General features: G+C 65.5%; 14 protein-coding genes. 6 read left to right on the top strand and 8 right to left on the bottom strand.

Features of this window, described 5'->3' with window-relative positions:
* The first annotated feature begins 8 nt into the window (after positions 1 to 8).
* Positions 9 to 665, top strand: coding sequence for an alpha/beta hydrolase (locus SCLO_RS03450; protein ID WP_062065446.1), 657 nt, complete (start codon positions 9 to 11; stop codon positions 663 to 665).
* A gap of 172 nt (positions 666 to 837) precedes the next feature.
* Here SCLO_RS03450 and SCLO_RS03445 read toward each other — a convergent pair whose 3' ends face one another.
* A complete protein-coding gene (locus SCLO_RS03445; protein ID WP_066515796.1) occupies positions 838 to 1,035 on the bottom strand; it encodes a hypothetical protein in 198 nt (65 codons plus the stop codon).
* A 101-nt stretch (positions 1,036 to 1,136) separates the two neighbouring features.
* On the opposite strand from SCLO_RS03445, the gene rpiB reads away from it, so the two are divergent.
* From rpiB to SCLO_RS03425, 4 genes are all read left to right on the top strand, one after another.
* Entirely contained in the window at positions 1,137 to 1,574 is a 438-nt protein-coding gene (gene rpiB, locus SCLO_RS03440) for a ribose 5-phosphate isomerase B (RefSeq protein ID WP_066515794.1), read from the top strand.
* Between the two features lie 12 nt (positions 1,575 to 1,586).
* Positions 1,587 to 2,897, top strand: coding sequence for a serine hydroxymethyltransferase (glyA, locus tag SCLO_RS03435; protein ID WP_066515788.1), 1,311 nt, complete (start codon positions 1,587 to 1,589; stop codon positions 2,895 to 2,897).
* A gap of 6 nt (positions 2,898 to 2,903) precedes the next feature.
* Entirely contained in the window at positions 2,904 to 3,365 is a 462-nt protein-coding gene (gene nrdR, locus SCLO_RS03430; RefSeq protein ID WP_066515785.1) for a transcriptional regulator NrdR, read from the top strand.
* Positions 3,366 to 3,444: 79 nt separating this feature from the next.
* On the top strand, positions 3,445 to 4,530 hold the full coding sequence (locus SCLO_RS03425; RefSeq protein ID WP_083949027.1) for a TrmH family RNA methyltransferase: 1,086 nt from the start codon (positions 3,445 to 3,447) through the stop codon (positions 4,528 to 4,530).
* Positions 4,531 to 4,572: 42 nt separating this feature from the next.
* On the opposite strand, the gene SCLO_RS03420 is transcribed toward SCLO_RS03425, so the two are convergent.
* Entirely contained in the window at positions 4,573 to 4,869 is a 297-nt protein-coding gene (locus SCLO_RS03420; RefSeq protein WP_066516016.1) for a chorismate mutase, read from the bottom strand.
* 181 nt (positions 4,870 to 5,050) lie between these two features.
* On the opposite strand from SCLO_RS03420, the gene rpsD reads away from it, so the two are divergent.
* The gene (gene rpsD, locus SCLO_RS03415) at positions 5,051 to 5,665 is read left to right on the top strand and encodes a 30S ribosomal protein S4 (RefSeq protein WP_066515783.1); all 615 of its coding nucleotides are present in this window, start codon (positions 5,051 to 5,053) and stop codon (positions 5,663 to 5,665) included.
* Positions 5,666 to 5,836: 171 nt separating this feature from the next.
* Here the strand turns inward: rpsD and SCLO_RS03410 are convergent, their stop codons facing one another.
* The 6 genes from SCLO_RS03410 to SCLO_RS03385 form a co-directional block, all read right to left on the bottom strand.
* The gene (locus tag SCLO_RS03410) at positions 5,837 to 7,582 is read right to left on the bottom strand and encodes an MFS transporter (protein WP_066515780.1); all 1,746 of its coding nucleotides are present in this window, start codon (positions 7,580 to 7,582) and stop codon (positions 5,837 to 5,839) included.
* Complete coding sequence (locus SCLO_RS03405) at positions 7,582 to 8,334, bottom strand: FkbM family methyltransferase (RefSeq protein ID WP_066515778.1); 753 nt, start codon at positions 8,332 to 8,334, stop codon at positions 7,582 to 7,584. The genes SCLO_RS03410 and SCLO_RS03405 overlap by 1 nt, the downstream gene beginning before the upstream one ends.
* A complete protein-coding gene (locus SCLO_RS03400; RefSeq protein WP_066515775.1) occupies positions 8,331 to 9,476 on the bottom strand; it encodes a glycosyltransferase family 4 protein in 1,146 nt (381 codons plus the stop codon). The genes SCLO_RS03405 and SCLO_RS03400 overlap by 4 nt, the downstream gene beginning before the upstream one ends.
* The gene (locus SCLO_RS03395; protein WP_066516013.1) at positions 9,473 to 10,765 is read right to left on the bottom strand and encodes a hypothetical protein; all 1,293 of its coding nucleotides are present in this window, start codon (positions 10,763 to 10,765) and stop codon (positions 9,473 to 9,475) included. Before SCLO_RS03395 ends, SCLO_RS03400 begins: the two co-directional genes overlap by 4 nt.
* A 32-nt stretch (positions 10,766 to 10,797) precedes the next feature.
* The gene (locus tag SCLO_RS03390) at positions 10,798 to 11,550 is read right to left on the bottom strand and encodes a class I SAM-dependent methyltransferase (RefSeq protein ID WP_066515772.1); all 753 of its coding nucleotides are present in this window, start codon (positions 11,548 to 11,550) and stop codon (positions 10,798 to 10,800) included.
* Between the two features lie 63 nt (positions 11,551 to 11,613).
* The gene (locus SCLO_RS03385) at positions 11,614 to 12,747 is read right to left on the bottom strand and encodes a glycosyltransferase family 2 protein (RefSeq protein ID WP_066515771.1); all 1,134 of its coding nucleotides are present in this window, start codon (positions 12,745 to 12,747) and stop codon (positions 11,614 to 11,616) included.
* Between the last annotated feature and the right edge of the window lie 2 nt (positions 12,748 to 12,749).

Here is a 12,749-nt window from a genome sequence, read left to right as displayed (position 1 = left end):
CAGGTGCCATGCCCGACGTAATTTTCCCCGGACCCGAAGGTCGCCTCGAGGGCCGTTTCAGCCCCCCGCCCCGCCCGCGCGCGCCCGTCGCGATGATCCTGCATCCCCATCCGCAGGGCGGCGGCACGATGAACGACCGCATCACGCAGGCGCTCTACAAGACGTTCGTCAAGCGGGGCTTTGCCGTGCTGCGCTTCAACTTCCGGGGCGTGGGCCGCAGCCAGGGGACGTTCGACAACGGGATCGGCGAGCTTTCCGACGCCGCCGCCGCGCTCGACTGGGTGCAGAGCTTCCATCCCGAAGCGCAGACGACTTGGATCGCCGGTTTCTCCTTCGGCGCGTGGATCGGGATGCAGTTGCTGATGCGCCGCCCGGAGATTCGCGGCTTCATCTCGGTGGCGCCGCCCGCCAACATGTATGACTTCTCCTTCCTGGCGCCCTGCCCGGCTTCCGGCATCATCGTGCAGGGAACGGCGGACGAGGTGGTCACCGCCAGCGCCGTGCAGAAGCTGGTCGACAAGCTGCGCACGCAAAAGGGCATCACCATCCACCATGACGAAATCCGTGGCGCGAACCATTTTTTCGAACATGAACTGGATCAGCTCATGAAGTCGGTCGACAATTATCTCGACATGCGCCTGTCGCCGGATTCCCCGATCCGCTGAGGCCGGTGGAGTGGTGGAGAAAAAGGGCTGCCGGAAGGTGGCCTTTTTTCCGCCGAATGAAGTGAGGTGCACAGCCTTCGACAAGCTCAGGGCGAACGGAGGCGAGTGCTGGAATCACTTAACATTGAAGTGCACCTAAGCAGAACGCCCCCTCTCCACCCTTAGCGAAAAATCAGCGGCTGGCATTTTCCAGAGCGGGCAGGTCCGGTCCCGGAATGGCGGAGATCGCGACATTAGCGAACATGACGAGACCCGCCACGATCATGAGGATGCCGCGCTTGCGGTCCCTTTTCCTCACAAGAGCGTAGATGCCGCCGCCGGTGAGCAGAACGCCCGCCAGCATCAATATGGATAAAATCGTCCCTGCCATGGATCAGGCCATAAGCATGGCGGTGGACTGTGGCAATCCGCCGCCGCTCCGCCTAAGAGGCGCGTGAAACGAATCACCCCAGCGGTGAAGGGACATATCCGATGAAAATCGCCATCGCTTCCGATCATGCCGCCGTCGATCTGAAGGCGGAGCTTGCGCAATGGCTGCGCGGCGAAGGGCATGATGTCGCCGATCTGGGCCCCGCGACCGCCGATCGGGTGGATTATCCCGATTATGGTTACAAGCTCGCGTCAGCCGTGGCGTCGGGCGCGGCCGAACGAGGCATCGCGCTTTGCGGGTCGGGCATCGGCATTTCCATCGCGGTCAACCGCAACCCGGCCTGCCGCTGCGCGCTGGTGGGCGAGCCGCTGTCCGCCGCCCTCTCCCGCGAGCATAACGACGCCAACGTCCTTGCCCTGGGCGCGCGCCTGACGGGCGTGGACATGGCGAAAGCCTGCGTCGCCGCCTTCCTCTCCACCGATTTCGGCGGAGGCCGCCATGCCGGCCGCGTCGAGAAACTGTCCCAGCCCGCGCTTTAAGGAGCCTGCCCTATGAGCACTGCCACCCTCGATCATGCCGCCATCCGTTCGGAAGGCTATTTCACGCGCAGTCTGGCCGATGCCGATCCGGCGGTCTTCGCGGGCGTCACGAAGGAACTGAAGCGCGAGCAGAACCAGATCGAACTGATCGCGTCGGAAAATATCGTCAGCAAGGCGGTGCTGGAGGCGCAGGGATCGGTCTTCACCAACAAATATGCGGAAGGCTATCCGGGCAAGCGCTACTATCAGGGCTGCGCCCCTTCGGACGAGGTGGAGCAACTGGCCATCGACCGCGCCAAGCAGCTTTTCAATTGCGGATTCGTCAATGTGCAGCCGCATTCGGGCGCGCAGGCGAACGGCGCGGTGATGCTGGCGCTGACCAAGCCGGGCGACACGATCATGGGCCTGTCGCTGGACGCGGGCGGACACCTGACCCATGGCGCGCGACCTGCCCTGTCGGGCAAATGGTATAATGCCGTCCAATATGGCGTGCGCGAGGACACGCATCTCATCGATTATGACGCGCTGGAAGCGCAGGCCATCGAGGCGAAGCCGACGCTCATCATCGCGGGCGGCAGCGCCTATCCGCGCCATATCGACTTCGCGCGCTTCCGGGCGATCGCGGACAAGGTGGGCGCGCTGTTCATGGTGGACATGGCGCATTTCGCGGGCCTCGTCGCGGGCGGGGCGCACCCGACGCCCTTCGGCCACGCCCATATCGTCACCACCACCACGCACAAGACGCTGCGCGGTCCGCGCGGCGGCATGATCCTGACCGACGACGAAGCCATCGCGAAGAAGATCAACTCGGCGGTGTTCCCCGGCCTTCAGGGCGGACCACTGATGCACGTCATCGCCGCCAAGGCTGTCGCTTTCGGCGAAGCGTTGCAGCCGGAGTTCAAGACCTACGCGCGGGCCATCGTCACCAATGCCAAAGCGCTGGCCGGCAAGCTGGAGCAGCGCGGGCTGGCGGTCGTTTCGGGCGGCACGGACACGCATCTGGCGCTGATCGACCTTCGCCCCTACGGCATTTCGGGCAAGGACGCGGACGAGGCGCTGGAGCGCAGCTTCATCACCTGCAACAAGAATGGCGTGCCGGGCGATCCCCTGCCGCCGACCAAGACCAGCGGCATCCGCGTGGGCTCCCCGGCGGGCACGACGCGCGGCTTCGGCGTGGCGGAGTTCGAGGCCATTGGCGACATGATCGCGGACGTGCTGCAAGGGCTGCGCGACAAGGGCGAGGCCGGCGATCCGGCGGTCGAGGCCAATGTTCGCGAGCGGGTATCGGCGCTTACGGCACGCTTTCCGATCTACGAAGGATAAGCAGCATTGCGTTGCCCCTTCTGCTCGCACGAGGACAGCCAGGTCAAGGACAGCCGCCCGACGGAGGATGGCAACGCCATTCGCCGCCGGCGGCAGTGCGAAGCGTGCGGCGCGCGCTTCACCACCTTCGAGCGGATACAGCTTCGCGACATCTGGGTGATGAAGAGCGAGGGGCGCAAGGAAGCGTTCGACCGCGACAAGCTGGCCCGCTCCATCGACATCGCCTGCCGCAAGCGGCCCATCGACCCCAGCCGTCTGGAAAAGCTGATCTCCGGCATCCAGCGGCAACTGGAAACCAGCGGCGACAGCGAAATCCCCGCGCGTTCCATAGGCGAAATGGTGATGGAGGGGCTGAAACGGCTGGACAGCGTGGCCTATATCCGCTTCGCCAGCGTCTATAAGGACTTCACCGACGCACGCGATTTCGAGGATTTCGCAAGCACGGTGAAGGAGGTGGGGAGTGAGTGAGGTTTCTCCCCTTTCCTCCCCGTTCGCCCTGCGCGAAGTCGAAGGGCTTTGTCGAGCGAAGCGAGACCGTTGAACCGCGATGGAATTTTACGCGTATATCCTGCGATGTTCGGACGGCTCTTATTATACGGGCCATACCGACGATCTTGAGAAGCGCCTGGGTCAGCATCAGGCCGGTGAAATCAAGGGTTATACCCTGGATCGCCGTCCCGTCGAGCTTATGTGGTCTGCGGAATTCGGCACGCGGGCGGAAGCGCTCGCCAGCGAACTTCAGATCAAGGGCTGGTCGCGCAAGAGGAAGGAAGCGTTGATTGCGGAGAATTGGGAGAAGTTGAAGAAGGCTTCCGTTTCACATGCTTCGCCTTCGCTCAGCGGCGCCCTTCGACTTCGCCCAGGGCGAACGGGGGAGGCTAGTGAGCCCCTGCTCGGGACGAACGGTGCGGAGGAAAAAACTCGCCCCCCCGTCATCGTCCTCGTCCGCCCTCAGCTGGGCCAGAATATCGGCAAGGCGGCGCGGGCCATGATGAATTTCGGGTTGACCGAGATGCGGCTGGTGTCTCCGCGCGATGGCTGGCCCAATCCCGATGCGGGGCCTTCGGCGGCGGGGGCGGATGTCGTGCTGGAGAAGGCCGAACTGTTCGAGACGCTGGCCGATGCCGTGGCGGACTGCGCGCATGTCTATGCGACCACGGTGCGCAAGCGCGGCGTCACCAAGCCGGTCGTGACGCCAGAGGAAGCGGCACGGGAAATCCATGGCGCGCAGGGACGATCCGCCTATGTCTTCGGACCGGAGCGGTCGGGGCTGGAGACGGAGGATGTGGCTCTGGCCCGCAAGATCCTGACCGTGCCGATCAATCCGGAATTCGGATCGCTCAACCTGGCGCAGGCGGTGATCCTGTGCGCCTATGAATGGTCGAAGGGCGCGGCGCTGGAACAGCCCACGACCGAGGAATTGCTCCCCCCCGCCCCGCAGACGGAGCTGGAAGGGATGATTGCGCAGTTCGAGACGCTGCTGGAGGGGGCAGGCTATTTCTTCCCGCCCGACCGCGCGCCCGCGACCAAGCGGACGCTGCGCAATTTGCTGACCAAGCCGGGCTGGAATCATCTGGAGGTGCGGACGCTGCGCGGCGTGTTGTCCGCGCTCAGCAATCCGCGGGTGCGTTAGAGCATTCTGAAGCCGGCTGTTTCAGCCGGCGGCTCGCAGAATCTAGCCTTTCAGACGGTCGAATTCTTCCATCTCATAGGCGATGGAGGCTTCGACAAGCTGGTCCCACAGCATCGCAATGGCATCGCCCGGCGCGCCCAGCTTCTCCGCTTCCGCGCGGGCGTTGGCGATGACCAGCGCCTTGCGTTCCTCGTCGCGGACATGGGCGCGTTCGGGCTTGATCCGGGCGGCGGCGCGCATATGGGCGAAACGGTCCGCCAGCAGCGCCACGATCTGCCGGTCGATCTCGTCCACGCCGGCGCGGACCTGCGCCATGGTCGTATAGCTTTCGGGGTTCATGGGCTGGCTGACTAGGCCCATCGCGCCGCCCTGTCGAGGGTTGACATGATCCGCCCCTTTCTCCATAGGCGCGCCTTCGCGATTGGCCCCGCATCCCGGTGAAGCGGTGGCCCTGCCCCTCGTTCGAGGCCAGCAGGCGATGACCGGGGATAACGTAGTTAGCGATTGTAAGGAATTCATCATGACGAAGCGCACCAGCGCCAAGTACAAGCTCGACCGCCGCATGGGCGAGAATATCTGGGGCCGCCCCAAGAGCCCGGTCAACAAGCGGGAATATGGCCCCGGCCAGCACGGCCAGCGCCGCAAGGGCAAGATGTCCGATTATGGCATCCAGCTTCGCGCCAAGCAGAAGCTGAAGGGCTATTATGGCGACATCACCGAAAAGCAGTTCAAGAAGAACTATATCGAAGCGGCGCGCATGAAGGGCGACACCGGCCAGAACCTGATCGGCCTGCTGGAGCGCCGTCTGGACGCGGTGGTCTATCGCGCCAAGTTCGCGCCGACCATCTTCTCGGCCCGTCAGATCGTTTCGCACGGCCACATCTATGTGAACGGCGTGAAGTGCAACATCGCATCGCGTCTGGTGAAGCCGGGCGACGAAATCACGCTGGGCAAGAAGGCGCAGGAAATGGCGCTGGTCCTCGAAGCGCAGAGCCTGCCCGAGCGCGACATTCCCGATTATGTGTCGCCCGACGGCGCCACGAAGGTCACCTATGTCCGCGTTCCGACGCTGGACGAAGTGCCCTATCCGGTGAAGATGGAACCCAATCTGGTCGTCGAATTCTATTCGCGCTGATCGGTTTCCGGCAGTTCAGGATTTGGGAAGGGCGGCCTCAAGGGGCGCCCTTTCTTTTTGGGGCTGGGCTTGTCGAAGGCCCCTCCCCTGAGCGGGGCGAAGCGGTCGGCCATGCCCTTCGGGAGAGCGGAGTTTAGAAGGCAGACCGTCCGCTCTATCGCAAATCTTGCCTCACAAGACATCGCCTGCGGCCTTGAAGGCGTCTTCCAGCGTGGACGGGAGCGGTGGTTGGACGGGCTTGTCGCAGCCCACCGCCTTCATATGCGCTCTTAGCGCGTCCATCCGTCCCAGATTCCAACGCGCCAGCGGCACGCCGAGCGGGCGGAACTCCGCGCGGTCGAACAGCTCGACCACATAGTCGGCGCAGAGCGTGTCGACCTGATCCAGCGTCAACATGCCCAGATTCATCACCATAGGCCGCCCCGGAACGCCATTGCGCCCGCGCACCAGATCGGTGACGAACAGCCCGCCGCGCGGGTCGACCAGCACCACATCGGCCTGCGAAGCGTCGATCATCCGGTGACTGGCGGCGTAGGGCGCGACGAAAAGATGCGTCCGCCATGCGAGGAATCCCGCCGTCGCCAGCGTGATCGCCACCGCGATGAAGACCGGCCGCATCCTTTCCGCCGGGCGGAAGCGCGCCCAGCCCAACCCCGCCAGCAGGCAGAAAGGCCCGATGAAGCCATGGGCATAGCGATAGCCCCAGCCATAACCCTGCGCGAGCGCCAGCCCGCAGCCCGCCACGCAGCCCAGAGCCAGCGGCAAAGCGATCTCCTGCCCCCGAAGAGCCTTGCGCCAGTGCATCGCGGCCACGCCCAGCACCGCCAGCGGCACCATCAGGATATTGTTCCACGCGATGAAGCGGGTGATGTTGACCAGCGGCTGCCAACGGTCGCCCAGCCGTTCGAAGAGGCTGCCGACCTTGTCGGCCACGCCCGCCGACGGGCGCACGTCCATGGGCGGCCCCAGCACATGCGTCAGGAAACCGGGCCACAGCTTCGCCCAGACGATGACGATCAGGATCAGGATCAGGATATGAAAGACCGCGACCGCCCATCGCCGCCCGAGCAGCATCCAGAGGATGAAGGGCGCGATGAAGATCGGCGGGAAATGCCACTGGTGCAGGCCCGCCGCGACCAGCGCCACCAGCCCCGCGACCAGATGGGACAGCCACCCGCCGCGCAGCACCAGCGCCAGCCAGATCATGTTGAGCGCGAAATGGCCGGTCATGGCATAGGGCGTCATCGCCGTGATCCAGAGCTGCGCCGAAGACAGCGCCAGCAGCATCGTCACCCAGACGGCGTCGGGCCGATCCGGGAAAAGATGGAGCGCCACGCGCCAGAGCGCGATCAGCCCCGCGACCAGCAGCACCGGCCCGGCCAGATTGGGGTCGCCCAGTTGCCAGAACAGGGCCTGTATGGCGCTGTTCACCGGCAGATAGGCGGCCGTCCAATAATCCGCCGCGCCGAAGGGGGAGAAGAATTCCGGCATGATCGCACGGCGATAAGGCTCCCATTCCGCCGGGATGGGGCGCGCGAACAATCCTTCGCGAATATAGGCGGCGGCGAAGCGGGCCACTTCCTCATCGCGGGAGATGGCGTAATTCTGGAACAGAAGATAATGACCGGCCCACGCGACGAGACCGAACAGCACGACGAGAGGAATGACGATCCGCGCCTTGGGGGCCGGCAGGCTGAATCCCCTGCCTTCCGCGAAAGGCACGGCCAGCGCGAACAGCAACAGACCGGTCAGCAGCGCGGGGAAATCCTGATCCAGGAACAGGATCACCGGCAGGCTTGCGCCCTGCCCGAAGGTAATGTGCCAAAAGAATGTCGCGATCAGCCAGCAGGCCAGCCCCAATGCGCCTGCCTGGAACAGCCTGGCCGCGCCGATCCGGGAAGGGTCGCCCGGCCGCATCAATCCGCCGCCGCCAACAAGGCTTGATTGACGAAGATGCCGTCCATTTCGACCAGCAGGGGAAAATGCCCCTTGTTGTTGGCGAAGAAGGCCGAGGGGACGAAGCCATGCTCCGCCAGCCAGTCGATCATGGCGCGATAGCCAGTCCCGCCTTCATAGATCGGGCGGACGCCCAGTTCCGTCTGGACGCCTGTCATCATGCCCAGCGCCCCGCCCGCCCCTTCGCAGACGGAAAGGTCATGGCCCTGCGTGTCCATTTTCAGGAAGGGACGCGCGAAGCCATGAGCAGCCTGCAATTGCGGCAGCAGGTTTTCCAGCCTCCGGCACTCCATCTCGACGGTACGTGTGACCTTGTTGCGCTCCGCGAAGATGGCATCTTGCCCGGCGGCCGGTTTCTTGAGGGAACTGAATTGGTCGGCGGCCATGATGTTGAAACCGGCCGTGCCGTCGAAGTCGGACAAGGCCATGTTGAAGACATGCCAGCGCCGGTCCGATGCGGCATGGCGGGAAAGTTCGGCGAAAATATCCGGGTTCGGCTCGAAGGAGAGGATGGTGCCGGTGAAGGCCGCATCCTTTCGCAGCATGGTGGCATATTGGCCGCGATTGGCGCCTACGTCGAACACGCAATCCACCTTGAACGCGGCCAGAAAGCGCCGCAACGCCTGAATTTCGGGATATTGATGGACACGTCCGCCCATGGCCAGCCGCATCGCGCGCCAGCGATCCGACAGTTCGCGCCCATAGCGGTTCACGGGCGGGCATCCATGGCTTTGCGGTAGATGCCGATCGTCGCCAAGGCCATGTCCTTCCAATCGCCCATGTCTTTCCCGTAAGCGCGCGCCTGCCCACCGCTCGCCTGCCTGATGGCGGGGCTTTGCAGCAGCGGCAAGAGGGCTTGTGCAAGAGCGGGCGCATTTCCCGCCGGGAAGCGAGCCGCCGCCGGCTCTGGCAAAGCAGCGAACATGCCTGCGTCGGACGTCACCATCGCCTTGCCGTGGTGGAGCGCGGACAGGAACGCGCCGCTCGAATCGATATGGCGATAGGGGAAGACGAGGATGTCCGCCTTGGCCATATGCGCGTCCAGCCTCTGTTCGCGCAGGAAACCGAAATCGCACAGCAGCCGGTCGGCAAAGCCCGCACGGCGCACGGCTTCGATCAGGGGCGCGACGTCCATAAAGGGCTTTCCGGCCAGAACCAGTTCGAAATCCTGTCCGGCCTGCCAGAGCGACAGGCAGGCTTCGATCAGCAGATCCACGCCCTTATAGGGACGGATCGTGCCGAAGAAGAGCAGGCGTGGGCGGACCGGATCGGCGATGGCGGCCAGGTCTTCGGGCGCGGCCGGGGCGAGGCGCATGGGCGGATGCGGGGTGACATGGATGCGGCTGGCACAGACGCCTTGGCCGATCAGCGCCTCCCGCGTCGTGTCGCCATGGACGATCAGCGCGTCGAACAGATCGAGCAGCGCACGATAGCCCCGCCCCTGAAAGCCCGCATCGGCATGATAGGCGTCCGCGTTATGGACCGTGTGGACCAGCGCGGCGCGCTGCCGCAAACGGCGCAGCATCATGCGGTCGACGGACGCCAGCGGGAGCCACTGGAAATGGAGCACATCGGCATCGGCCAGATCGCCGAGGCCGCCCAGCGCGCAGGTCCATCCATATTCGGCGGCTTTCAGCAGGCGGAAGGCGCGGCCCTCCCCCAGCCGCTCGCGCACGGCTTCGCTGCGGCGGAAGAAACGCGCGACATGGCGATAATGGCGAGGGGCGAAGGCATCCGTCGCGCGCAAGGGGCGGCCGAAGAGCGTCACCTCCTGCCCCTCCGCGCCCAGGGCCGCGCAAAGGCTGTCGTCGTAGCGCCCGGTGAAGAGCGAGGGATCGACCATGGCGATCTTCACGGCCGCGCTTCTCTTGCGAGGCGGCGCAGCGAGAAGGCATGCAGCAAGGCGGCTCCGGCCAGCGTCGCGGCATAGAGGGCCAGAAAAGCGGTGTCGAAGTGCCCCGGCCACAGCAGGAGAGCGAGCGGAACGCTGAGCAGCGATCCTGCGAGGAACGGCAGCGATCGCCGCAAGAGCAGCGGGAAACGCCCCAGGGCGCCCTGCACATAGACCGACACGCCAATGACGGCGAGCGACAGCAGGGCCAGGTCGATCAGCAACAGTTCGGGCAGGCCGATGGCCGCCCGCCCGTCGAACAGCCGGTCGAACAGCCAGCGGCCCACCAGCAGCAGCGATACCGACGCTACCGCCGCGAAGAACAGCGCAACGCCCAGCGCTCTTCCCATCAACTGCCGCAGGCGCGGTCCGTCGCCGGCGTGGAAGGCGCGGGTGATGCGGGGCAGCGCGGCCTCCACCGCCGCCCGCACCAGCATCGAAAGCGCCCGCGACATCTTGAAGAAGAAATCGAACAACAGCATCGGCCGCGCGTCATGGGTGGCGGCGGCGATGGTGAAATAGGGCGCGTTATAGGCCAGGATGTCGGACAGGGTGAACGCGGCCGACGCGCCGATGTCGCGCAGATAATGCCGCCGCACATGACCGCCGCCGACGCGGAAAGCCAGCCAGTGCCCCGCGCCCATGCCCAGCCGCCGATGCACCAACGCGATGGCATAGCCGATCACCGCGATGCTGACGCCCAGTTGCAGCGCCACCGACAAACGCGGGTCCATCCCGCGCAGGATCGCCAGCAGAAGCGCGATGGTCATCACCCGGCGCAAACAATCGAGCGCCTCCCAGATGAAATTGCCGTCCACCGCCGCCAACGCCCGCTTGGCGAGCAGGCCCGGCAGGTTGAGGCAGGCCGAGAGGAAGAAGAGGATGAAGAGCAGCGGCATCCCCGTCCTGAGGCCGCCCGCCGCCAGCGCGACCAGCAGGACCGCCACCCCGCCCGCGACCAGCAGGGCAAGGAAGAGGAACAGGACGCCCATCTCCTCCCGCCGGAAGCCGCCGTCATCGGCTTCCGCGCCGCTCCCCAGCCAGTGCCGCCGCAACCGGGCATAGATGATGCTGGTGAGGCCGAACTCCGCCGAGATGGTGAAATTGCCGAACGCGACGAGCAGAAGGAACGCCTGAAACTCCGTCAGCGGCAACACCCGGACGAAGACATAGGTGACGGCAAAGCCCCAGATCAGCACCAGTCCGACATTGGCGAGCTTCACCAGCGCGAGGATACGCGCCGATCCCTCCACGCGGGCGAGCAGCCCCCCGGCTGCCTGCCTGCTCACCGGCGCATGGCTCCGCCAGGCTTGCGGGCGCGGAACAGCCGGTCGTCGAGTGCGTGGAGATAGCGCGTCCCCGCGTCGATGGAGGCCGCGCCGATCTCTTCCAGATCGAAGCCCGCTTCCCTGATGCGGTCAGCGAAGTCGGGGCCATATTGGCGCACATGGTCCCATTGGCCGAAGCGCCGTTCCCGTTCGCGCGGGGGGATGTCGAAACTGCCGTCTTCTGTCGGCCTGTCCCAGAGGGGCACGATCAGCCATGCCTCTCCGCCGGGCTTCAGCGCGCGCAGGATGTTGCCGAGCACGGCGCGATCGTCGGGCACATGCTCCATGACGTGACTGGCGTAGAACAGGTCGTAGCGGTCCGCTTCGTCCAGTTCCATGAGGTCGACGCGCCGCATGTCCGGCACCGTGTAGCGGGAAGGATCGAGGTCGGCAGGCGCATAATCCTTCGCGGCGGAAAAACGGCGGACGAGGCTGGCTTCATTGGGCGCCATGTGGAGGATCGCACCATCGGTGGGAACGCTCAGCACGCCCTGCGCGATCAGATGGTTCATCAGCCTTTCGCGCGGCGAGGCGCCGCATTCGGGGCAGCCCCATTCGCCATTGTCACCATAGCGGAAGAAGCCGACGACCGCCCTGCCGCAAGCCGGGCAGGATCGGGTCGTGCGCGCGCCCAGCGATTTGCGGAGCTTGAGGCCCGCCTTGGTCAGATGTTTGCCGGCGGCTTTGACCACCCGCTGAACAGTAATCACGCCATTCTCCGCATGAGGACAGGGACCGGCCTATACAATATGCACCGGCTTTGGCGAGGGGGATCAGCGTGATTGGGCGGGATTCCAGACGGTGACGGTGCGGCCCCGCATGGCCTTTGCGACGCCCTGCAAGGTGGCGGCATAGGCGATGAGGATGTCGGCCAGCGCGGCGACGGGGCCGCTTTTGGCGCGGGCGGCGATGCCCGCCAGTAGAGCCGCGCCCAACATTCCCGCGCCCAAAAGCCATGGCGAAATCCGCCACGCCAAAGCCGACGCCGCGAGCGCGCCCGTCAGGATGAAGAGACCGCCGAACCAGCGCACGATCTTGCGCGAGGCATATTTGAAGCGGTCGAGCGCCCTCATGCGGCGCAGTTGCGGGCGCAGATGGCGGTGGGTGTGCCAGGCGCGGGCGGCGATGCGGACCTTGCGCCGATATTCGTCGCCTCGCGCCGCGACGAGCCGTTCGCGGGCGATCACCTCCTTCGCCTTCACCAGCCGCTTGCCCGCGAAGACCACGGCCATGGACACGGTGAGGTCGTCCAGCACGCTGTCGGGGAAATCGGGATAAAGCGACCGGCGGATGGAGAATATCGATCCATCCGCGCCCAGCACGTTGCCGGTGCGCGATTCCTCGTCCTTGAGCCGCTCCTCGATCCGCCAATAGAGCGAGCCGACCGAAGCGGTGGCGCTCTCGCCCTCGCCGATATAATGCAGCGAGCCCAGCACACCGCCGATTTCCGGGTCGGCATAGCGGGCGAGCAGATTGCCGATGGCGTCGGCATCCAACAGCACATTGGCGTCGGTGAAGATCAGCACGTCTCCGCGCGCGCGGGCGGCGAGTTGCTTCATGCCATGCGCCTTGCCGCTGCGGCCCGGCCCGCGGATCAGCGCGACGAGGTCGCCCTGCCCTTCGATCAGCGCGGCGGTGGCGTCGGACGAACCATCATCGAAGGCGAGGAGTTCCAGGTCGGGATGGCGCGCCTTCAACATCGCGAGATTGGCGAGCTTCTCCGGCATGGCGGCCGCTTCATTATAGGCGCAGAACAGCAGCGAGGCGGAAGGTTGCGGGCCGGGCGCGGGATGCTCCGGCTTCGTCGGCAAGGCGCGCAGGATCAGCGGATAGGGCAGGAACGGCCAGGCGACCGCCGCCAGCGACAGCAACAGGACCAGCGCAAGGACCAGGTCGAGCGTCGCCACCG

Origin of the sequence: Sphingobium cloacae, assembly GCF_002355855.1 — a bacterium.
Taxonomy (GTDB): Bacteria; Pseudomonadota; Alphaproteobacteria; order Sphingomonadales; family Sphingomonadaceae; genus Sphingobium; species Sphingobium cloacae.
The sequence above is the reverse complement of the archived record's forward strand: the minus strand, read 5'-3'. Positions and strand labels throughout refer to the sequence as shown.

Coding starts and splice junctions, on each gene's coding strand:
- SCLO_RS03450 (WP_062065446.1), top strand. CDS start 9: ATGCCCGACGTAATTTTCCCCGGACCCGAAGGTCGCCTCGAGGGCCGT.
- SCLO_RS03445 (WP_066515796.1), bottom strand. CDS start 1,035: ATGGCAGGGACGATTTTATCCATATTGATGCTGGCGGGCGTTCTGCTC.
- rpiB (WP_066515794.1), top strand. CDS start 1,137: ATGAAAATCGCCATCGCTTCCGATCATGCCGCCGTCGATCTGAAGGCG.
- glyA (WP_066515788.1), top strand. CDS start 1,587: ATGAGCACTGCCACCCTCGATCATGCCGCCATCCGTTCGGAAGGCTAT.
- SCLO_RS03425 (WP_083949027.1), top strand. CDS start 3,445: ATGGAATTTTACGCGTATATCCTGCGATGTTCGGACGGCTCTTATTAT.
- SCLO_RS03420 (WP_066516016.1), bottom strand. CDS start 4,869: ATGAACCCCGAAAGCTATACGACCATGGCGCAGGTCCGCGCCGGCGTG.
- rpsD (WP_066515783.1), top strand. CDS start 5,051: ATGACGAAGCGCACCAGCGCCAAGTACAAGCTCGACCGCCGCATGGGC.
- SCLO_RS03410 (WP_066515780.1), bottom strand. CDS start 7,582: ATGCGGCCGGGCGACCCTTCCCGGATCGGCGCGGCCAGGCTGTTCCAG.